The sequence below is a fragment of the Flavobacterium sp. P21 genome (genome assembly GCF_050632225.1).
Lineage (GTDB): Bacteria > Bacteroidota > Bacteroidia > Flavobacteriales > Flavobacteriaceae > Flavobacterium.
Map to the genome: position 1 here is coordinate 579,680 of NZ_CP192585.1, position 21,074 is coordinate 600,753.

General features: G+C 34.0%; 12 protein-coding genes and 6 pseudogenes. 9 read left to right on the forward strand and 9 right to left on the reverse strand.

Annotated features, from left to right (window positions below):
- Positions 1–3: 3 nt before the first annotated feature.
- The 6 genes and pseudogenes from ACQ9BO_RS02805 to ACQ9BO_RS02830 all read left to right on the forward strand — a co-directional run bounded on the left by ACQ9BO_RS02805 (position 4) and on the right by ACQ9BO_RS02830 (position 6,497).
- Positions 4–1,463 (forward strand): annotated as a pseudogene (locus ACQ9BO_RS02805) (lipopolysaccharide biosynthesis protein).
- A 29-nt stretch (positions 1,464–1,492) separates the two neighbouring features.
- Positions 1,493–1,927 carry a dUTP diphosphatase gene (dut, locus tag ACQ9BO_RS02810; protein WP_431243558.1) on the forward strand — a complete coding sequence of 145 codons (435 nt, stop codon included), beginning with the start codon at positions 1,493–1,495 and terminating at the stop codon, positions 1,925–1,927.
- 92 nt (positions 1,928–2,019) lie between these two features.
- The gene (locus ACQ9BO_RS02815; RefSeq protein WP_431243559.1) at positions 2,020–3,036 is read left to right on the forward strand and encodes a sugar phosphate nucleotidyltransferase; all 1,017 of its coding nucleotides are present in this window, start codon (positions 2,020–2,022) and stop codon (positions 3,034–3,036) included.
- Between the two features lie 52 nt (positions 3,037–3,088).
- Entirely contained in the window at positions 3,089–4,438 is a 1,350-nt protein-coding gene (locus tag ACQ9BO_RS02820) for a tetratricopeptide repeat protein (RefSeq protein WP_431243560.1), read from the forward strand.
- Positions 4,439–4,441: 3 nt separating this feature from the next.
- Entirely contained in the window at positions 4,442–5,221 is a 780-nt protein-coding gene (locus ACQ9BO_RS02825) for a DUF4292 domain-containing protein (RefSeq protein WP_431243561.1), read from the forward strand.
- A 23-nt stretch (positions 5,222–5,244) separates the two neighbouring features.
- Positions 5,245–6,497, forward strand: a pseudogene (locus tag ACQ9BO_RS02830) (murein hydrolase activator EnvC family protein).
- A gap of 46 nt (positions 6,498–6,543) precedes the next feature.
- Here ACQ9BO_RS02830 and ACQ9BO_RS02835 read toward each other — a convergent pair.
- On the reverse strand, positions 6,544–6,963 hold the full coding sequence (locus ACQ9BO_RS02835; protein ID WP_431243562.1) for a CBS domain-containing protein: 420 nt from the start codon (positions 6,961–6,963) through the stop codon (positions 6,544–6,546).
- 226 nt (positions 6,964–7,189) lie between these two features.
- On the opposite strand from ACQ9BO_RS02835, the gene rbfA reads away from it, so the two are divergent.
- From rbfA to ACQ9BO_RS02850, 3 genes and pseudogenes are all read left to right on the forward strand, one after another.
- Positions 7,190–7,582 (forward strand): 30S ribosome-binding factor RbfA, encoded by a 393-nt coding sequence (gene rbfA, locus ACQ9BO_RS02840; protein WP_320569373.1) that lies wholly within the window; start codon positions 7,190–7,192, stop codon positions 7,580–7,582.
- Between the two features lies 1 nt (position 7,583).
- Positions 7,584–8,782 (forward strand): annotated as a pseudogene (locus ACQ9BO_RS02845) (ABC transporter permease).
- A gap of 172 nt (positions 8,783–8,954) precedes the next feature.
- Positions 8,955–10,382, forward strand: a complete 1,428-nt coding sequence (locus ACQ9BO_RS02850; RefSeq protein WP_431243563.1) for an MATE family efflux transporter — start codon at positions 8,955–8,957, stop codon at positions 10,380–10,382.
- A 43-nt stretch (positions 10,383–10,425) separates the two neighbouring features.
- Here the strand turns inward: ACQ9BO_RS02850 and dusB are convergent.
- From dusB to ACQ9BO_RS02890, 8 genes and pseudogenes are all read right to left on the reverse strand, one after another.
- A pseudogene (gene dusB / locus ACQ9BO_RS02855) lies at positions 10,426–11,417 on the reverse strand (tRNA dihydrouridine synthase DusB).
- A 149-nt stretch (positions 11,418–11,566) separates the two neighbouring features.
- Positions 11,567–12,856 (reverse strand): phenylacetate--CoA ligase family protein, encoded by a 1,290-nt coding sequence (locus tag ACQ9BO_RS02860; RefSeq protein ID WP_431243564.1) that lies wholly within the window; start codon positions 12,854–12,856, stop codon positions 11,567–11,569.
- Positions 12,853–14,519: pseudogene (locus tag ACQ9BO_RS02865) on the reverse strand (C45 family autoproteolytic acyltransferase/hydolase). The gene ACQ9BO_RS02860 and the pseudogene ACQ9BO_RS02865 overlap by 4 nt, the downstream one beginning before the upstream one ends.
- 7 nt (positions 14,520–14,526) lie before the next feature.
- Positions 14,527–16,041 (reverse strand): phytoene desaturase family protein, encoded by a 1,515-nt coding sequence (locus tag ACQ9BO_RS02870; protein WP_431243565.1) that lies wholly within the window; start codon positions 16,039–16,041, stop codon positions 14,527–14,529.
- 1 nt (position 16,042) lies between these two features.
- Positions 16,043–17,122, reverse strand: coding sequence for a lysophospholipid acyltransferase family protein (locus ACQ9BO_RS02875; RefSeq protein ID WP_431243566.1), 1,080 nt, complete (start codon positions 17,120–17,122; stop codon positions 16,043–16,045).
- A 125-nt stretch (positions 17,123–17,247) separates the two neighbouring features.
- A complete protein-coding gene (locus ACQ9BO_RS02880) occupies positions 17,248–18,129 on the reverse strand; it encodes a hypothetical protein (protein ID WP_431243567.1) in 882 nt (293 codons plus the stop codon).
- A 23-nt stretch (positions 18,130–18,152) separates the two neighbouring features.
- Positions 18,153–19,721 (reverse strand): MMPL family transporter, encoded by a 1,569-nt coding sequence (locus ACQ9BO_RS02885; protein ID WP_431243568.1) that lies wholly within the window; start codon positions 19,719–19,721, stop codon positions 18,153–18,155.
- Between the two features lie 171 nt (positions 19,722–19,892).
- A pseudogene (locus tag ACQ9BO_RS02890) lies at positions 19,893–21,069 on the reverse strand (DUF2062 domain-containing protein).
- Between the last annotated feature and the right edge of the window lie 5 nt (positions 21,070–21,074).

Sequence of the window (21,074 nt, forward strand, 5' to 3'; positions counted from 1 at the left end):
ATTTTGGGATTATATAAAAATCTATTCAAACAAACTGCGATTTACGGACTAGCAACGGTTTTACCTCGAATGCTGAGTTTTTTATTGGTCAGATTATATACAGGTATTTTGCCAACAGCAGAATATGGTGAAGTTTCGATTGTCTTGTCTTGGATGGTTTTCTTTAATGTCGTTCTTTCATACGGAATGGAAACTGCTTTTTTCAGATTTTATAGTGCCGAAGAAGACAAGAAAAATGTAATTGCGACTTCTACAATTTCAATATTTTGGTCGTCGATTGGGTTTTTGTTTGCGGCTTTGATTTTTAGAAATACTCTAGCAACCTGGGCCGAAGTAGATGTTCAGTATATCACATATTCAGTTTGGATTTTAGTTTTGGACGCTTTGGTTTTAATACCATTTTCAAAATTAAGAGCCAATCAGAGACCAATGGTTTATGCCGCAATTAAGATTGGAAATGTCGTAATAAATTTAGTGCTGAATATTTTCTTCTTAATGTATTTGCCAAAACTTGTCGCTTCAAATCCAAATTCTGTTTGGGATAATTTATATGTTGAGAATTTCCAAATTGCGTATATTTTCATTGCAAATCTTTTGGCGAGTTTGGCCACTTTCATCGTGCTTTCGCCAAATTATCTTTCGCTTGGTCGAAAATTCGATCCAGAACTTTGGAGAAGAATGATGAAGTACGGGCTTCCTATTTTGGTTGCCGGATTGGCATTTGCCGTAAATGAGCATTTTGATAAAATCTTACTAGGATATTTACTTCCTGAAAATTTGGCTAAATCTGAAGTTGGTGCTTATTCAGCTTGTTACAAATTAGGATTATTTATGGTTCTTTTTGCAACAGCTTTCAGATTAGGAATTGAGCCTTTCTTTTTAGCCATGCAAAAAATGAAAATGCGCCACAAACTTATGCCGTAATCACGAAATACTTTGTGATTTTAGGATCATTGATTTTATTAGGAGTTATTGTTTTTGCAGATGTCTTAAAATTTTTATTGCTAGATAACAAATCGTATTGGGAAGCGATGAAAGTGGTGCCACTGATTATTTTGGCAAACTTCTTTTTAGGTATCTACAATAACTTATCTGTTTGGTATAAACTGACAGACAAAACAAAAATTGGAGCTTATATTTCTATCGTTGGCGCAATTGTGACTTTGGTTTTAAATTATCTTTTGATTCCAAAATACAGTTATTATGGGTCGGCAATTGCAACCATTTCTGCTTACGGAAGTATGATGCTTATTTCTTATACCCTCGGAAATAAATATTATCCAATTCCTTATGACATGAACAAGATTGGTGCTTATTTAGGCGTTTCAATATTATTTTCTATAATTTCATTTTACGGATTTAGAGAAAAATATTATGTTGGGATTCCGCTTCTTTTAATCTTTATGTATATGGTTTACCATTTTGAAAAAGATACGATTAAAGGAATTATGAAGAGAAAATAAGACCGCGTTTAAAAAATTTAAAGTAAAAAATGAAAATACAAATCATAAATAAATCACAGCACGACCTGCCAAACTACGAAACAATTGCTTCTGCAGGAATGGATTTACGTGCTAATTTAACTGAATCAATTACGTTAAAACCTTTAGAAAGAACTATTGTAAAAACAGGACTTTTTATTGAATTGCCAATTGGCTACGAAGCACAAGTAAGACCAAGAAGTGGACTCGCGACAGAAAAAGGAGTAACCGTTTTGAATTCTCCAGGAACCGTTGATGCCGATTATAGAGGTGAGATAGGTGTGATTTTAGTAAATTTATCAAATGAAGAATTCGTTATAGAAAATGGCGAACGAATTGCACAATTGATTATCGCAAAACACGAAAGGGCAGAATGGATTGAAGTTGAAGAATTATCTGAAACATCAAGAGGCGCTGGAGGTTTTGGAAGCACGGGAGTGAAATAAGTTTTCAGTCGCAGTTTTCAGTAATCAGTACTTTAAAATTAAGAACCAAACCAAGAAGATTTTTTTAATCTTCCCACAAAAATAAATATAAAATGAAAATAATAGTTCCAATGGCGGGCCGTGGCTCGAGACTTAGACCACATACTTTAACAGTTCCAAAACCATTAATTCCGGTTGCAGGAAAATCTATCGTTCACCGTTTGGTTGAAGATATTGCTAAAATATTAAAGGAACCAATCGAAGAAGTGGCTTTTATTTTAGGTGATGAAGCCTTTTTTGGCGAAGATGTTGTAACAAGTTTAGAGGATTTGGCAAAAGGTCTTGGAGCAAAAGCTTCTATTTACCGTCAGGATTTGCCTTTAGGAACAGGTCATGCGATTATGTGTGCGAAAGAATCTTTGTCTGGTCCAGCAGTTATCGCTTACGCGGATACTTTAATCAGAGCCGATTTTGAATTGGATCCTTCTGCAGATGCTGTAATTTGGGTAAAACAAGTTGATCAGCCGGAAGCTTTTGGAGTTGTGAAATTAAATTCAAATAATGAAATTATAGAATTGGTTGAGAAACCAAAAGAGTTTGTAAGTGATTTAGCCGTTATCGGAATTTACTATTTCAAAGAAGTTGGAGATTTGAAAAAAGAACTTCAAGGTGTTTTAGATAATAATATTCAAAACGGTGGCGAATATCAAATCAACGACGGAATCAAAGCTATGATGGCAAACGGTAAAGTTTTCAAAACAGGAAGCGTTGATGAATGGATGGACTGCGGAAACAAAGACGTGACTGTTGAAACAAATTCAAGAATGCTTGGTTTTTTACATAACGACGGAGAACATTTAGTAGATTACAATGTAACATTAGAAAACGCAACGATTATTCCACCATGTTATATCGGAGAAAATGTTGTCTTGAAAAATACAACAATTGGACCAAATGTTTCAGTTGGAAAAGGATGTCGTATTACAGACAGTTCTATTAAAAATAGCTTAATACAAACCTATTCTCAAATAAAAAACGCTAACTTAGACAATGCGATGATTGGAAATCACGTTAGTTATGATGGTAAATTCACCAGCATTAGCATTGGAGATTATTCAGTTTTAGAATAAGAAAAGAGTTTTTCAGAGGATTCTTTTTGGTTTAAAATAAATTGTAAAAAGAATGAAAAAAGGCATTTGGATAATTTTATTTTTCGTTTTGCTTGGCAATTCAAATTCGGTTTTGGCTCAGACAGAACCGGAGGATATTGCTATGGCTCCAGACGAATATCAAGATGCTTTTTACGAATCTTTGAAACAAAAAGGAATTGAAAATTACGACAAAGCTATAGTATCATTAGAAAAATGCATAAAACTAAAACCTAATGATGCTGTTGCTTATTTTGAATTGGGGAAAAATTATTTTTCTTTAAGAGATTATCAAAGCGCAAATACAGCCTTTGAAAAAGCAACACAATTAGATCCGAAAAACAAATGGTATTGGCTTGGAATTTATGACGTAAGTTATGAAACCAAGAATTATCCGCTGGCGATAGAAACGATTCAAAAAATTATTGCTTTTGACGAAGAATACAAAGATGATTTGATTTCGTTATATATGCTTACAAATCAGTTTGATAAAGCACTTGCGACGATTAACGAAATGAATGATAAATTTGGAAAATCGGAAGATCGTGACCGTTACAAAATGCAGATTCTTTCGCAGGGAAAATACCAAAATGCAGAAATTTCAAATTTGATTGATCAGATAAAAAAGAATCCGAAAGAAGAATCTAATTATCTTAATCTGATTATTTTATATTCAAAATCAGATGACAATGATAAGGCTTTGGAAGTTGCAACAAAATTGGCAAAAGAAGTCCCAAGTTCTGAATGGGCACAGGTAAGTTTGTTCAAAACGTATTTGGATGCCAACCAGGCGGACAAAGCAATTAAGTCAATGAATATTATTTTGGCAAGTTCAAAAATTGATTCAAAAATCAAACACCGCACACTGAATGAGTTTTTGATTTATACAAATAAGAATCCGCAATACGCCGCAGATTTAGAGAAAGCGATTTCTTATTTTGATAATGATCCAAATGTTGACGTTGCAAAAGAAATTGGAAAATTTTATCACAGCAAAGGCCAATACGAAAACGCAATTAAATATTATGAAAAAGATTTAAAGGCAAATTCAGATACCGATCGTGAAACCAATTTACTTTTGCTTGAAGCTTACACACAGGCAAAACAATTTGAGCCAATGACCAAAAGGGCCATGAATATGATTGAAGTTTACCCGAGCCAACCGCAATTTTATTATTATGCAGGACTTGGAAACAATCAGTTAAAACAATTTAAGAACGCAAAAACCGTTTTAGAAATGGGTCTTGATTATGTTGTTGACGATAAAACGCTGGAATCAAATTTTAATATTCAATTAGGAGAGGCTTACAATGGTTTGGGAGATGCTAAGAAAAAAGAGGAATACTTTTTGAAGGCGAATGAGTTATTAAAACAAAAGAAGTAAAAGATGAAAAAATATATAGCAATTGTATTGCTATCGGTTTTTGTGATTTCATGTAAATCAAAAGCGGTAGCGGTACAAAACAATACTAAAATAGAAGAAGCGCCGAAAGAAGATAAAAAAGCAATTGAAAAACATTATAATAATAAGTTAGATTTTTCGACTTTAAGCATAAAAGCCAGCGCAAAGTATGAGGACGAAAAACAAAGTCAAAATGTTACTGCTGATATCAAAATCGAAAAAGATAAACAGATTTTGATAAGTGTTCGTTTTCTTGGAATAACGATGGCAAAAGCTTTAATTACGCCAACCACTGTTAGTTATTATGAAAAAGTAAAAGGTTCCTATTATGAAGGTGATTTTACTAGTTTGAGCAAATGGCTGGGAACAGAATTGGATTACAGCAAGGTTCAGAATTTGTTAGTAGGAGAGGCACTTGACGATTTAAGAAAAGGAAAATATACACAGACAATTGTAGAAAATCTATTTCGTTTAGAAGATGAAAAAGAAGACAAAGTAAAAAAGATATTTTACTTAGATTCGGAAAAATATTTGATTCAGAAGGAAGAAATTTCACAATCGGCAGAAAATGTAAATCTGGAAATTATTTATTCCGACAATAAGACATTCAATCAAGGAACGCTTCCAACATATATTGAAATTAATGCGGTTCAGCCAAAAGGCAAAACCAATATTAGTTTGAACTATAATAATATTTCATTTAATGAAGAACTTTCTTTCCCATATAGTGTTCCGAGTGGGTATAAAAAAGTTATAATTAAGTAAATTTGCAAAAAGAAAACAGAAACATGCATAAATTTCTCCTAAGCCTAATTTTTATTTGTGCCACTACCTTTACGTGGGCACAGGATTCACAGCAAGAAAAACTTGAACAGCGTAAAGCGCAAATTCAGCAGGAAATTAGAGATAATGAAAGAATGCTTCAGTCTGTAAAGAAACAAGAAAAATCGGCTGTAAATGTTTACATGATTCAGGCGAATAAAATTAAGCTGAAAGAGAAACTTATTAATACGACTGCAAAGCAGGAGCGAATTTTAAGTAATGACATGTACATTAACCAAGTTCAGGTTAATAAGCTGAAAAAAGAATTGACCGTTTTGAAAGCAGATTATGCCAAGATGATTTTAAAATCATACAAAAGCCGTTCTGAGCAAAGCCGAGCAATGTTTATTTTGTCATCTGAAAGCTTTTTACAGGCCTACAAAAGAGCACAATATTTAAAGCAATATACAAATTACAGAAAAAATCAAGGATTAGAAATTCAATCTAAAACAGCTCAATTAGTTGATTTTAATGCAAAATTGGACGGACAAAGACAGGTTAAGAAAAAATTATTGCTGAAAATCAAAAAGAGAAACAAAGCTTAGAAGTTGAAAAGAAAGAACAGCAAAAATTAGTTAATGCTCTTAAAAAGGACAAAAACAAAATCATTGCTGATACTAGAAATAAACAAGCAGAAGCAAAACGAATTGACAGACAAATTGATCGTTTGATTCGTGAAGCAATTGCCGAAGCAAATAGAAAAGCGACTCTTGAAAGAGCAAAAGAAAACCCTGGATCAACATCTTCAACAGCGCCAGTTTCTTCTTCTAAAATTGCTTTGACGCCAGAAGGAAAAATATTAGTCGCAGACTTTAAAGCGAATCGAGGAAAATTGCCTTGGCCGGTTGAAAAAGGATTTGTTTCATTAGGTTATGGAGATCAGCCACACCCGTCGCATCCGTCGATTACAGTTCATAATTCAGGAGTTGAGATCACTACAGAACAAGGCGCAACAGCCCGAGCAGTATTTGAAGGAGAGGTTTCGAGCGTAATTGTTTTATCGCCAATCAACAGAGCAGTTATGATTCAGCATGGAGATTATTTCACAGTATATCAGAATTTAAGTTCAGTATCAGTTGCAAAAGGTGATAAAGTAAGTACTAAACAAAGTATTGGAAAAGTAAGAACCAGTGGAGATACAGGAAAAACAACTATTAAGTTTTTGATTCTTCAAAATACGACCAATATGAATCCAGAAGGATGGTTGCAAAACAGATAAAAAAAGGGAGCTAATTGGCTCCCTTTTTTATTAAGCATAAATTTGATTAATCGTATTGTTCTAAAAGATATTTGATAACATCAGTAGTCGTGACAATTCCTTTAAGTTCATCATGATCAACGACAGGCAAAGCATGAAAATCTTCTTTCGCAAAAATTTCTGCCAAATCTTTAATAATCATGTCTGACGAAACTGTTTTTGGTTTGTTAGTCATTACTTGAGAAATAGTCAGCATGTCAAGAATAGCTTCATCGGCACCTTCTTGTCCTTCGAATAAAGCGCCAAAAGTAAGTCGGTTAATGTCGGTTCGGCTGATAATACCCACAACTTCTTTTCCTTTAACAATTGGAATGTGTCGAATTGTATTTTTCTTTAATTTTTCAACTACAGTTTTTAAATTATCTTTTTCATTTGCAGTCACCACGGTTTTTGTCATGATGTGACTAATTGGTTCTCTCTTTTTCATGATAAATGGGTTGTAATGTTTTATCAAAGGTCAAAAATTAGAAGTATAAAAAACATGATTTTTATCAGTTTACTATTTGAAATATAGTAAGTTAAAATTTTTTTGGAATTAATATCAGACAAAAAAATCACTTTTAAAAGGAAGAAAAAATGATTCTATTTGAAAAATCAGTTTATATCTTGATTCGAAATTAACCGATTGAATTTAAAAATAGTATTTTTGCAGTATGGAAACAAATAGACAGAAAAAAATAGGCGGTGTCATCCAGAAAGATCTGGTTGATATTTTGCAAGGTGAAGTGCGAAAAAACGGAATTACCAATTTAGTAATTTCGGTATCCAAAGTTAGTGTAACTACAGATTTATCTGTGGCAACAGTATATTTAAGCATTTTTCCGCAGGAGAAAGCAAAAGAAACATTAGAAGCTATAAAATCAAATACTACCTTAATTAAGCACGATTTATCGCAACGCGTACGTTTGCAGTTGCGCCGTGTGCCAAATTTGGTGTTTTTTATCGATGACTCATTAGATTATATCGAAAAAATAGACAATGCTTTAGCTGGCAAAGAAAACCCAATTGAAAACCGTGATCTTTTAGAGAAAAGAAGAAAATCATAAATTGAATTTCCCCCTTTACATAGCCAAACGTTATATTTTTAGCAAAAGCAAAAACAATGCTATTAATATTATCAATCGTATTGCCAGCTTAGGAATCATAGCTGGTACTATGGCTTTGTTTGTGGTTTTGTCCGTCTTTAGCGGATTAAAGGTTTTTAGTCTTTCATTTACGAATGAAATTGATCCTGATCTAAAAATGACAAGTACTTATGGAAAATCATTTTTGATTACGCCGAATCAGGAAAGTGAGATTAAGAAAATTGAAGGTGTTGTTTCATATACCAAAATTATAGAAGAACGCGTTTTGTTTTTGTTCAAAGACAAACAAAAAGTTACTTCATTAAAAGGAGTTGACCGCAATTATCCCGTAGTCAATGACATCAGAAAAAGCTTTTTACAGGACAATGGCTTAAACCAGATACGTATCAAGTAGTAATTGGTTACGGAATTTCTCGTGATTTTTCTTTAGGAGTTCTGGATTTTGAAAATCCGTTGCAGATTTTTGCTCCAAAACCAGGAAAAGGTGCAATTGAAAATCCTGAAGATGCTTTTACAAAAACAGATGTTTTGCCTGTCGGAATTTATTCGATCAGTGAAGATCTAGATTCCAAATATGTTTTTGCCGATTTAGGTTTGGTGCAAGAATTATTGATGTACAAGCCAAATCAAATTTCGGGCGTTGAATTTAATTTAGAAGAAAACGCAAATGAAAGTGCAATTAGATCGAAGCTTGAAAGTATTTTCAAAAATAAAGTAACACTTAGAAATCGAGCACAGCTAAATGAATCTTTGTATAGAATGTTAAACACCGAAAACATTGCTGTTTATCTGATTTTTACATTGGTTATTATTGTTGCCCTTTTTAACTTGATTGGCGCTTTAATTATGATGATTTTAGAGAAAAAAGGAAATCTGAAAACGCTTTTTAATCTCGGAACAGAAATAAGCCACCTGCGAAAAATATTTCTTCTTCAAGGAACTTTGCTGAGTGTTTTTGGTGGTATAATAGGACTTATTTTGGGTGTTATTTTAGTGTTACTCCAACAAAAATACGAGCTGATTATGATTACGCCAACTTTGGCATTTCCAGTTGTTTTTACAATTGAAAACATATTGATTGTCTTAGGAACCATTATTTCTTTAGGTTTCTTGGCTTCTTTGATTGCTTGTAGTCGCGTGAGCAAAAAGCTGTTGGATTAAGATTTCTGGCTGAAAAATATTTCCTATATTTATCGTCTCAAAAAATTACCGCATATGATTGTTTCTGCCTAATCCTGATTGATTTTTTAGAATAATTAGGATACTTTACGTTTTTTACTTTTTAGTTCAGTTTTATAAACTGGACAATTTTATCATTTATCCTAAATACATCATGACAGAAACATCTATAAAGAAAAATTTTATTTCTAAAATTTTTACCACAACAAAACAAGCCTTAAAAGGCGACGAATCATTTGATTATACTTCAGGAAGTATAAAGAAAGCCGTAATTCTATTAGCGATTCCAATGGTTTTGGAAATGATGATGGAATCGGTTTTTGCTTTAGTCGATTTGTATTTCGTTGGACATTTAAAACACAGTAGTTTTGCCATTCAGACAGTTGGCTTGACAGAATCCGTTTTAACAATTATATATTCTCTTGCTATTGGAATGAGTATGGCGACAACTGCAGTTGTAGCACGCAGAATTGGAGAAAAAGATCCGGTCGCCGCCGCTAAAGCAGGGATGCAGGCGATAATTGTTGCATTTGCTGTAAACAGTGTAATGAGCGTTTTGGGTGTAATTTATGCCAAAGATATACTGTTGCTGATGGGCGCATCTGCAGAGGCGGCTGAACACGGTTTCCGATTTACACAAATTATGATTGGTTCGAGTTTGTGTATTATGCTTTTATTCTTAATTAACGGAATTTTCCGAGGAGCTGGAAATGCGGCAATTGCAATGAAAAGTCTTTGGATTGCTAATATTTGCAACATTATTTTATGTCCGATTTTAATTAACGGTTTAGGGCCAATTCCCGCTTTTGGATTAATAGGTGCGGCTTTAGCAACTACCTTTGGAAGAAGCATTGGAGTTTTATACCAATTGTATCATTTGTTTTCTGGAAACGGAATTTTAAAAATTAAGATTCCATATTTTGCTCCGGATTTTACGCAGATAAAAGCTTTAGTAAAAATTGCGACTCCCGGAATTTTACAATTTGTAATTGCTTCTTGCAGTTGGATTTTCTTGGCACAATTAGTAGCAACAACTGGTGGAGATCATGGTTCTGCAGGTTATCAAACTGCCCTAAGAATAATGATGTTTTTTATACTTCCGGCTTGGGGATTGAGTAATGCGATCGCGACTTTGGTTGGACAGAATTTAGGAGCCAAACAAATCGAACGTGCCGAAAAATCGGTTTACACGACAGCGCGTTACAATGTGATTTTTATGGCTTCTATTATGATAATCACTTTGGTTTTTGGACAATATATTATTTCGTTTTTCACGAATGATAATCAGGTAAAAACCATAGCGATTGAAGCTTTGCAGATTATGAGTATTGGATTTATTTTCTACGGAATCGGAATGGTTTTGATCAATACGTTCAATGGAGCAGGAGATACCTGGACACCAACCGGAATTAATTTCTTCGGGTTTTGGTTGTTCCAAATTCCGTTAGCTTTCGTATTAGCAAAACATTTTAATATGGGACCAACAGGAGTTTTTATTGCTATTCCTGTTGCTGAAACTGCGATTACTTTGACAGGTATATTTTTCTATAAAAGAGGAAAGTGGAAGAGAGTTCAAGTATAATAAACAAAAAGGCCTTCAATTTTGAAGGCCTTTTTTATACTTTTTAAGCAAACTCATATCCTGCATAAACCTGTTCAATTTCTTTCATAATAGCGAATAAATCTTCAGGCGCATCAGTGGTAACTAATTTTTGTTTGAACTCTTTAAACGAATGAATTCCTTTGAAATAGTTGGTATAATGACGTCGCATTTCTACTATTCCTAAACGTTCACCTTTCCATTCCATCGACCATTTTAAATGATTTCTGGCGACTTCAACACGATCAATAACCGTTGGAGCAGGCAAGTGCTCACCAGTTTTAAAGTAATGTTTTATTTCGTTGAAAATCCACGGATAACCAATTGCGGCACGACCAATCATGATACCGTCAATTCCGTATTCATTTTTATAATGTAATGCTTTTTCTGGGCTGTCGATATCGCCATTTCCGAAAATAGGCATTGTAATTCTAGGATTGTTTTTTACACGTGCAATATGCGACCAATCAGAGTGGCCTTTGTACATTTGAGCACGAGTTCTAGCGTGAATGGTTAAAGCTTGAACACCAATATCTTGTAGTCTTTCAGCAACTTCATCAATATTGATTGAATTTTCATCCCAGCCTAAACGCGTTTTTACTGTTACAGGCAAATCAGTTCCTTTGATAACCGCTTTTGTTAAACGAACCATCAAATCAACATCTTTCAAAACTCCTGCACCAGCACCACGGCAAACTACTTTTTTACCGGACATCCAAAATTGATATCCACTAAATCTGGTTTTACAGTCGAAACAATTTTAGAAGACATTTCCATCGCTTCCTCATCACCACCAAAAATCTGAATTCCAACCGGGCGTTCATAATCAAAAATATCCAGCTTCATTCGGCTTTTGATAGCGTCACGAATTAATCCTTCCGATGAAATAAATTCAGAGTACATCATGTCAGCGCCATGCGTTTTGCACAATCTGCGAAACGGCGGATCGCTCACATCTTCCATCGGAGCTAGTAGTAAAGGAAATTCGGGTAATTCTATGTTGCCAATCTTGACCATCTTCATAATTTTTTGCAAAATTACAACTTTTTAGTCGAATTGACACAATTCGTGGGACAAAGGCTCAAAGTAACAAAGTGACAAAGGTTTTTTTATAGTGCTGATTAACAGTCTTTGAGCCTTTGTCACTTTGTTACTTTGTCCCTATATCAAGACCGATAATCAAAAAATCGAATTGGTTTTCGGCTCATTGGATTAAAAACCAATGGATTCAAAACTTCTTTTGAAGCGAATTCTATTTTTGGAGTCACTCTCAATTTGGCTCTAAAATGATCTTTTATTTCCTGAAGAAATTCTGGAGTTTGGTTTTTTACGGCAATTTTTATTAGAATTTCATCAGTGCCTAAATCGTTGGTAGAAATTTCAATTAAATGATTTTCAATATTATCAAAACTGCTTAAAACATCGTTCATTGCTGGCGGATAAAGCGTTGTTCCCTTATATTTTATCATTTGTTTTTTACGCCCAACAACTGGACCAACACGCAACGTATTTCTTCCGCAAGCGCAAGGTTCATTATGAAGCTGGACAATATCTCCGGTTTTAAAACGAAGCAACGGCATCGCCTCAATTCCTAAAGTTGTAAAAGTAAGTTCGCCGATTTCGCCATTTTTAACAGGCATATTATCTTCATCCAAAACTTCAACAATAATCAATTCCGGATGATGATGTCCGCCTTGACCGTGTTCACATTCTGTAAAAGCCGTGCTCATTTCGGTTGAAGCATAAGTCGAAAACAACTTAATATTCCATTTGTCCGTTATTTTTTTAGATAAAATATTCATTGAAAAATCCTGTTCTCTCAAAGATTCTCCAATGCAGATGGCACCTTTTATGCTTGAATTATTATAATCGATTCCATGAATTTCGGCGTATTCAATTAATTTTAAAAGGAAAGAAGGAACGGTAATCAAATAACTCGGATTGTATTTTAAAATTGAATCCCACTGCATTTCCGGAATTCCTGCGCCAACGCGGATCACGCCAACTTTCAATTTTCTTAAACCAAGAAAATATGCCAAACCAGCCATAAATTTTCGGTCAATTGTCGTCATCAATTGTACCACATCGCCTTCTGCAATTCCGGCGCAAGCGAAAGAAATCGCTTCATTATAAGCCAAACGATCTAAGTCAGAATCGGTTAAACCAAAAGTTACCGGATCGCCCAAAGTTCCTGATGTTGAAGCGTAATCGATAATTTTATGTTGCGGAACACACAAAAAATCATCGTTGTATTGTTGTAAATCTTCTTTCGTTGTAACAGGTAAATGCCGCAAATCTTCCAGCGTTTTTACTTTCGCAATATCAATATTTTGTCCAGCAAAAAGTCTTTTATAAAAAGGAGAATTCTCGCTGATGTAAGCTAAAAGTTCCGTTAATTTTTGTTCCTGAAAAACTTTAATTTCGTCTAAAGAATTTTTTTCTATTGCTGGAATCATTGTAATTTTCTTTTGAGTTTTTTTAAATATTTTTCAATTTTTGCTTTTTCAGGAGCAGTAGTAATTTCTTTTGTCAGTGCTTTTTCAAAATTAATTTGAGCGACGCGGAATTGTTTTTTTTGATAAAAGTACAACCCTGCTTTGTAATATACAACCCAATAATCTGGGTTTAGCGATTGATAATTCGGAATAAATTCTGATGGAATGGTTTCTTTGTTTTTCAGATACAAATCCATTTCATGGTTTGCGGCTTTAAACTTTTTAAAGTTTTGGAAAGCTTCCGTTTTTATAAAAGGATCTTTGGCAATATTTAAATTTTCCTCCTCAAATGAAATTGTGGTATTTGCCTTTTTCTCGTTAAAAATAGAATCCAAATTGTAACAAACAAATTCACCCAATTGAAACGGATTTACCGAAACCCAAACCATTTTTTCTTTCGGTTTAAAAATAATTCCGTGATGTGCTAATAATTGATTTAGCGCTTTCTCGTTGCCAAGACCAAGCGGAATATCATTCAAACCATTTTTGTTTCTGAGGATTGCAGAAGCAATTTCCTGATTTATTTTTTTGTTTTCAGAAAGAAGTTCCTGCATTCTTTCAAAGCGATATTCAGAATGGCTGTCTGCAATTTGCCCTAAATTTCGTTTTTCATTTTTAAAAGCATTACTCTGAAAATGATTCGAACAAATTAACTGATTGCTGTTTGGAACTTCATAAACGTCTATTTTCTTTGGAGAAACTTCAATCAAAACAGCTTTATTGTCTTGAGCACTTCCCACCATAATAGATTCAGAAACAAATACTTTTCTTTTTTTGCAATCGCAATTGCTTCTTCAATAGTTGAAGCATGTTGTAAAATTTCCCGCGTCAAAATTGAAATTGGTGTTTTTGCTGTCAACGGAATTTCAGATTTTGCCGCATTTATAGTAACAGTCAAACCTTGCTGATTCATTCCAGAAACGGCGCCAATCATTCCGGGCCAGGAAACCATCATAAAATTATGGCCTTGTTCCGGTTTTATAAACGCAACGATTTTATTTTCTGCGAAAGCATCATTTACATAAAAATCAAAATTGCGTCCGAGAATCAAATTTCCATCTTCTGATTTATCGCCCCACGCAACAAATGACGAACAACCAACTAAAGCCAAATCCTGCAAAGCGTGGCCAATATCGTGCGCCGCATGCAAGTACAAACCACGCTGATATTGTGGAGCGATGTTGTCAAATTCATGCGAAGTATATTGTGAAATACCAAAAATTTCTGTCTGATATTCTGCGGGAACATTTTCGTATAATTTCCGATTGTACCATTTTAAGAAATGGCGCAACATTTTCTGTTCAAATTTTGACGGAATTAAATCTTTTATTTTGGCGAAAAATATTTGTTGTTGCCTCTGCAAAAGTGAATCAGATAAAGCGCCGGTGTTAAGACCAATTTCTAAAGGATCACCTTCGACATAAAGTTCCCAAAGTCCTTGTTTGTTTTTTAAAAGCGAATTATTTCCCGCTATAAAAACGCTGTCAGAAAGTTTTGTAACAACAGGTTTTGTAGCATTGAAATTTGAAATATCTGGCTGATGTTTTTTTGATTTTGACGTACCGCAAGAAACCAAAATTCCTAAAAAACCGATAAAGAAAAGATATGTAATTCGGTTTTTCATAATTCATTTATTCAGCTTGATTGATTTTAGTAATCAAATATTCCTTCCCAACAATTTCAGAACAAGTTACAACCGCGCCAATAGTTACGCCTAAAACACCGTGCATGTTAATGCTTTGGCCAGTTAGATATAAATTTTCGATTTTGGTTTTTGACGGAATCAAAGTTTTCATCGGATTGCCAGAATCTTTCACATAACCGTACATATTTCCATTATCACCGCCAATATAATCGCGATACGAAAGTGGACTTGAGGTATGTATCGATTTTATGCAATCTTTAATTCCCGGAAATTTGATTTCGATTTCATCCAAAAATTTAGCCGTTTTTCTGGCTTTGAATTCTTCATAACTTTCACCTCGATCATTTTTTTCGACAGTCGTGTTAAATGTTTCCGCCCAAGGCAAAACATCATTAAATTTCATGTAGGTTATAAAAGTCATTCCATCGGCCCAAATTTCATCATCTTTAGACGCATTCATAGAAGCCATATACGTTTTGGGCCAAGAATTTTCGTCATATTCATGTGCAGTCCAAACATCGTCGCTGTTTTTGAAATGATAATAATTATGGTTGATGTATTTGAACGTTTCTGGTTTAAAAACAAGATACAAACTGAAAGCTGAAAGCACGCCTTCAAGATTTTGGATTCGGTTGAAAAATGGTTTTCTGAAGTTTTCTTCTCCTGCCATTTTCAACGTTGTTTTGGGCTCAATATTCGAAATAAAAAACGTTCCAGAAACCTGAGTTCCATCTTTCATTTTAACCGAATTCACTTTGTGATTTTCGACTTCAATTTGTGTAACTTCTTTATGTTTGTAAAATTCGCCTCCGTGTTTTTTGAGCTGTTTTAAAAGCTGTTTTGTAATTTGGCTTCCGCCATTGATACAACGCCATGAACTTTGAATATAGGAATTTACAATCAACGCATGAACATAAAATGGCGATTTATCAGGAATGCCCGCGTACAGAAAGTTGGAACCAGCTAAAACTGCTTTTAGTTTTTCATTTTTTGTAAATGAATCGATGGTTTCTTTTGCGTTGAGCGTTAAAATTTCAGGATCATATTTTCCTTCCCATTCTAAATTATACAGCGGAAAAGAGTCGCAGATGGTTTGTAAATTTTGGCAGTAATTTTCAATATTTGCTTTTTCTTCCGGAAAATATTTTGCTAGTTGTTGAACAAAATTTTCATACCCTTGTGCATGCGGATATTCGGTTTTATCATCTTCAAACGAAATAATATCAAAAGCATTTTTATCTAATTGCTTCAGATTTAATTTATCGATAATTCCCAAATATTTGAAATATTGATGCAGATTTTGGCCTTCGCCTAAACCTCCGATATAATGAATTCCAGTATCAAAAATGGTTTTGTCCCGAACAAAAGTCTGAAGATTCCCGCCGTATTGATTGTTTTTTTCGAGCACACAAACGCTGTAGCCTTCTTTAGCCAGAATAATAGACGACACTAATCCGCCCAAACCGCTTCCGATAATCACTACATCGTAATGTTCTTTCATTTTAGTTTTTCTTAAAAATAATCAGGTCGTTTTCTTCCAGAACAAAATGAAAACCAAGGTTGATGATTGCATCTTTTAAACTAGGACAATCAATTAAAATTACACAAGATGTTGCAGAAATAACATTCTGAATTTCTTTTTCATGATTTTCATCTGAAATTAAAACGGCATCATATTGATTTTCTGATATTGTTTCTAAATTTTCGAGATAGGTTATTTTTCTCTTTCCAACAATATAATTGGTTTTGGCAATATCTCGTTTTTCTTCATCCACAATATAAGAATGTATTTTTCGCTGTGGTTCCTGCAAAGCCAACAACACATCTACTTGTCCATAATCATCAGCTAAATGTAATAATTTGGCTTTCGCCGAAAATTGTTTTCCAAGAATGAAATAGGTTTCGAGATGCTTTTTGATGTCCTTTTTAACGCTGTCCACCACTTCAATTTCTTTATAATCAAAACTGTGAAGCAACATCGATTTAAAATAATCTGCACCTTCTAATTCCTGACGAATAGTTCGATATTCTGCTTTGAAGAAAGTACTTATTTGTTTTGTTCTTTCGGCATAATTTTTTCCGAAGGAAGTATTTTCAGGCGTAATCCTTTCCAGAATCGTAATGGTTAATTTTCCATTATGAATGACAAAATCGCCTTTCGGAATTAATTCGGAAGCGCCGTGAATCACAATAGGAATAATATCCAGATTAAATTCTTCGGCCAAGAAAAAAGCGCCTTTATGGAATCGTTTTATAACATTGTTTTCAGAGCGCGTTCCTTCTGGAAAAACCATCAACGAATATCCTTCGTTTACCTTTTTTCGCAAATGTTCAACGCCACCTTCAAGACCTTCAGAAACCGGATAAAACCCAGCTTTCCTCACAACTCCGCCAAAAATTGGAGAGTTGTAAACCCAGTCGCTTACCAGAAATATAATTTTCGGACTTAACATTCCCATTGACAAAATGTCTAAAAATGAAGAATGATTGGCAATAATTACCGCAGGTTTTTCGAAAGTTTCATTGAAATTATTAACGACTTTTTTGCGTATAAACGGATTGGAATATAACACCGATTTCATGAATTTTGAAACGATATATCTAAATCCTTTTATTTTTGTTTTTGCGCTCAACGGCAAAATTGGCATTAGCGTAAAACTGAAAATCGACATAATAATGCCACCTAAACCATAATAGGCAAACGAAATTACGCCATGAACAAAAGTGCGTAAATGAAATGGCGGATTTCCTTTTTTGAACGGTTTGAGATGAAAAGTTTAAAGAGAATCGGGTAGAAGATAAATGTGATAATTAATGCCGCAAAAACTCCAATCAAAGAAACCGATGAAATCGAAGTCAGTGCTGGATGTTTGGCAAAAATCATAGCTCCAATTCCTAAAATGGTAGTAATTACTGCCAGAATAATGGATGTTCTGTAAACGGCAATTTCGTTTCTTCCAGTTGTATATTCTTTTTGTAAAGCACTTGTCATGAAAATACTGAAATCGACACCGTGACCAAAAATCAAAGTGCAGACAATCATGCTGAAAATATTCATTTGAATGCCAAAAATGCCCATAATTCCAGCTGTTACAATTCCAGTCAGCGCAATTGGAATACAGCTTACAATTACCAATTCGATTCTTCGGAAAAAGAAAAACAGAATTAAAATTACGGCCACAAATGAATAATTTACAAGCGAATTGAAATCGGTTTTCAAAGTGCTGAAAAACGTTTCGTTCATTTGTTGGCGATCGATTGCAATTATATTTTCTTTGGCAGAAGTTGCTTTTACAAATTGATCACGCTGTTTGGGAGTAACTTTTACTAAAGTCGAAATCGTGTAAAAACCATTTTTCTCGGTTACAAATTCTTTTAATTGCAACGTTTGAACTTTTAAATAATCTTCTGCAGAAATGGGTTTGAAATCAAGATCTAAGTGATTAAAAAAAGCAGTATAAGTTGTTGGTTTGAAACCAAGTTTTGAGCCTTCGGAAATTAATTGCGATTTTAGATTTTGTTTTTTTTCAGCATTCCAAAATGAATTCCATTTTTCGATTTTCTGAAGTTGTTCTTTTTGAGAAAGCACAATTCCGCCAACGGAACTGAAATTCAGGATTTTGTTTTGTTGTTTTTCTTTGGATAAATCAGAAAAAGCTTGCTGTTGGTTTGCAAAACTTCATCCATGCTTTTTCCGTACGAAGCCACATAAATAGTTTTTGAAGTCAAGCTTGTACTTTCTTCCAATTGTTTTTCGGCCGCTTTAATGTCTTTAGGAACAAAATTTAATTGCGACAAATCGTTATTGAAACCAACATCATTATAAGTGAAACAACAAATAATCGTGATGATTACGCAAAATCCAATCAGGAATTTATTGTTGTGAAAAGAGAAATGTGCCATTTTATCAATGACATTTTTCTTATGTTCAGCCGGATTTTCTTTTGGTTTGTACAAATGCGGAACGATCAGAAGCGAGAAAACTCCTGTTGCCATTACAATTACGGCGCCGAAAATTCCGAGATCTTTTAGCGCATCCGATTTTACAAAAAGCAGACATAAAAAGGCAACAGCTGTTGTCGAACTGCTCATGATTACAGGCATTGTAATGTCTTTGTACAATGTTTTGATGTCGCTGTTGTGCTTGTAATGCGTGAGAATGTGAATGGAATAATCGATCGTAATTCCGAGTAGAATAGATCCAATTCCGAGTGAAATTGCTGAAATCTGCTCTTTTACAAAATATAAAAACGCAACAGCAAATAAAGCTCCGAAAACGGTTGGAAGAAAAATAATTAACGGAATCACTATTTTTCGGTAGAATAAAATCAGAATCAGCATCAACGTAACCATGGCAATTGATGTTGTCAGGATAATATCGCTTTTGATTTGGCTGGCATTGGCAACAGCAATTAATGCCGAACCAAAATAACTGATCGAAGTTTTGCCTTTGAATCTCTGATTTAAATTTTCCTGAATTGATCTTAGTTTTTCAGCAAACAGCGTGTTTTTTTCAGTTTCGCTTGACGAAATATCCGAAGTTATAAAAAGCAATAATTTCTTTTTGTCTTTGGTCATTACAAAACCATTTTCTAAAGTAAAATCATCACCAAGATTGAGCTGTTGTAATTTTTTTAAGGCGATAAACGAAATCCCAAGCGGATCCTGCAGAATAAAATCTTTAGTTATAAATCCCGAAGGCGAAATAATCGATTTGTAATTTCCTTGAACCGTCGTCGAAATACTGTCATTTTGCAGTTTGTTTTGAATGGCTTCATAATCTTTATTTTCAAGAAAAAGTGGCAGATTATTGTAAACAAAATCAATAGTTTCCTGAATATTTTCTTCGTCAATTTTTCCTTGTATTCCGGTTATGTAAGGTTTGCAGGATTTAGAAACGCTGTCTGAAAATGCGGTCGCGATTTCTTTTAAATCTTCGGCAGAACCGTTTTTTTCGAGTTTGAAAATGACGGTTATTTTATCTGCAAAATTCAATTGTTTTAAAACTTTTGCCGTTGCATCGGCTTTGTCGTTTGTTGGAATAAGTTTGGTGATGTCTTCTTCGAATTTGATTTGAGAAGCAAAAAAACCGAAAATAAAAAGCATCAGCAAAGCCAAAAAAACCGAAAGCGATTTTCTTTTATTTACAAATAAATGAATGGCATAGAAAAAGTGATGCATAATTATTTTTTTGCTGTGAATTTTTTGCCACAGATTACACAGATTAGTTTTAGTTTGTCACCCTGAGCGAAGTCGAAGGGCATTCCAATTGGACATGGGCTTCGACTTCGCTCAGCCTGACATGCAAAAATCCTTTTAATCTATGTAATCTGTGGCAAAAACAAATAAATTTTATTCGTTGTGTTTCTTGCTAAAAGCAGTCAAAAGTAAATAACTCAAAAGACCAACAGTCAGCGCGGAAACGGATGCTAAAATAAGACTTCCTACGATATATTGCGTTGCATTTTTTTGAATATCGTTGAGCGTAATCGAACTGTCTAAAACTAGAGGCGCGTCGCTGGAAACAAAAATGCTTCCGACCTGAAGTGAAGCGTAAATAATAAATGGAATAAATGGAGGAAAACTCACATTTGAAGTCAGATAAGCAATAACTTTATTAAGCCTGAAAATAGCGACAAAAGTAAAAAGCAAAATGGTCTGAAATCCCCAAAAAGGCGAAAAACCGATAAAAATTCCCAATGCAATAGGCGCGGATTTCTTGAAATTAGAATCACTGCTTTCTAAAATGTCTTCTAGAAAAAACTTTTTAAAACCTTTTTTTTTGCTCTTCTAAAAAATCTCTTGGCTTGATGTAAAGCAAGGCATTCGTAACCAAAACCGTATTTAAAATACTGATTCGGGTAAAATCTCTGAAAGGACGAAAATGCGAAACGCGTTCCGCAGGATCGTACAAAACTTGAATCGGAATGTTTTTTACTACAATTCCTTTCCATGCCGAGCGCACAATAACCTCGATTTCAAACTCAAATTTATTGGTGTAAAATTTCTTTGGAAGCAATTGCAACGGATATAATCTGAAACCAGATTGTGTATCATCGAGTTTGATTCCGGTTTCGAATTTGAACCAGAAATTCGAAAATTTATTTCCAAAACTGCTTTTCTTCGGAACATTTTCCTGCGTCATATTTCGGCTTCCAATCAAAAGAGAATTTGGTTCTTTTTGAATTTCTTCTAGGAAACTAGGAATGTCAGAAGCAAAATGTTGGCCGTCAGAATCGATTGTTATAGCGTATTCAAAATTTTGCTCGATTGCTTTTCTAAAACCATTTCTAAGAGCTCTTCCTTTTCCTAAATTCTTTGGATGATGAATTTGCGTAAGTTGCGAATATTGTTTTAGAATTTCAGGAGTTTCATCTGTAGAGCCATCGTTGACGATAATCACATTTGAAGTAAATTCTAAAACAGAATCCAAAACTTTTTTTAATGTTTTCTGATTATTGTACGTTGGGACAATAACACAAAAAGAAGTGGAATTAAGGAGATCGTGCTGTGATAAAATAGGTTTCATTTGGA

Excerpts from the sequence above, each read along its gene's own strand:
- ACQ9BO_RS02815 (WP_431243559.1), top strand. The coding sequence starts at position 2,020 with ATGAAAATAATAGTTCCAATGGCGGGCCGTGGCTCGAGACTTAGACCA.
- ACQ9BO_RS02870 (WP_431243565.1), bottom strand. The coding sequence starts at position 16,041 with ATGAAAGAACATTACGATGTAGTGATTATCGGAAGCGGTTTGGGCGGA.
- dut (WP_431243558.1), top strand. The coding sequence starts at position 1,493 with ATGAAAATACAAATCATAAATAAATCACAGCACGACCTGCCAAACTAC.
- ACQ9BO_RS02835 (WP_431243562.1), bottom strand. The coding sequence starts at position 6,963 with ATGAAAAAGAGAGAACCAATTAGTCACATCATGACAAAAACCGTGGTG.
- ACQ9BO_RS02885 (WP_431243568.1), bottom strand. The coding sequence starts at position 19,721 with ATGCATCACTTTTTCTATGCCATTCATTTATTTGTAAATAAAAGAAAA.
- ACQ9BO_RS02850 (WP_431243563.1), top strand. The coding sequence starts at position 8,955 with ATGACAGAAACATCTATAAAGAAAAATTTTATTTCTAAAATTTTTACC.
- ACQ9BO_RS02860 (WP_431243564.1), bottom strand. The coding sequence starts at position 12,856 with ATGATTCCAGCAATAGAAAAAAATTCTTTAGACGAAATTAAAGTTTTT.
- ACQ9BO_RS02825 (WP_431243561.1), top strand. The coding sequence starts at position 4,442 with ATGAAAAAATATATAGCAATTGTATTGCTATCGGTTTTTGTGATTTCA.
- rbfA (WP_320569373.1), top strand. The coding sequence starts at position 7,190 with ATGGAAACAAATAGACAGAAAAAAATAGGCGGTGTCATCCAGAAAGAT.
- ACQ9BO_RS02875 (WP_431243566.1), bottom strand. The coding sequence starts at position 17,122 with ATGAAATCGGTGTTATATTCCAATCCGTTTATACGCAAAAAAGTCGTT.
- ACQ9BO_RS02820 (WP_431243560.1), top strand. The coding sequence starts at position 3,089 with ATGAAAAAAGGCATTTGGATAATTTTATTTTTCGTTTTGCTTGGCAAT.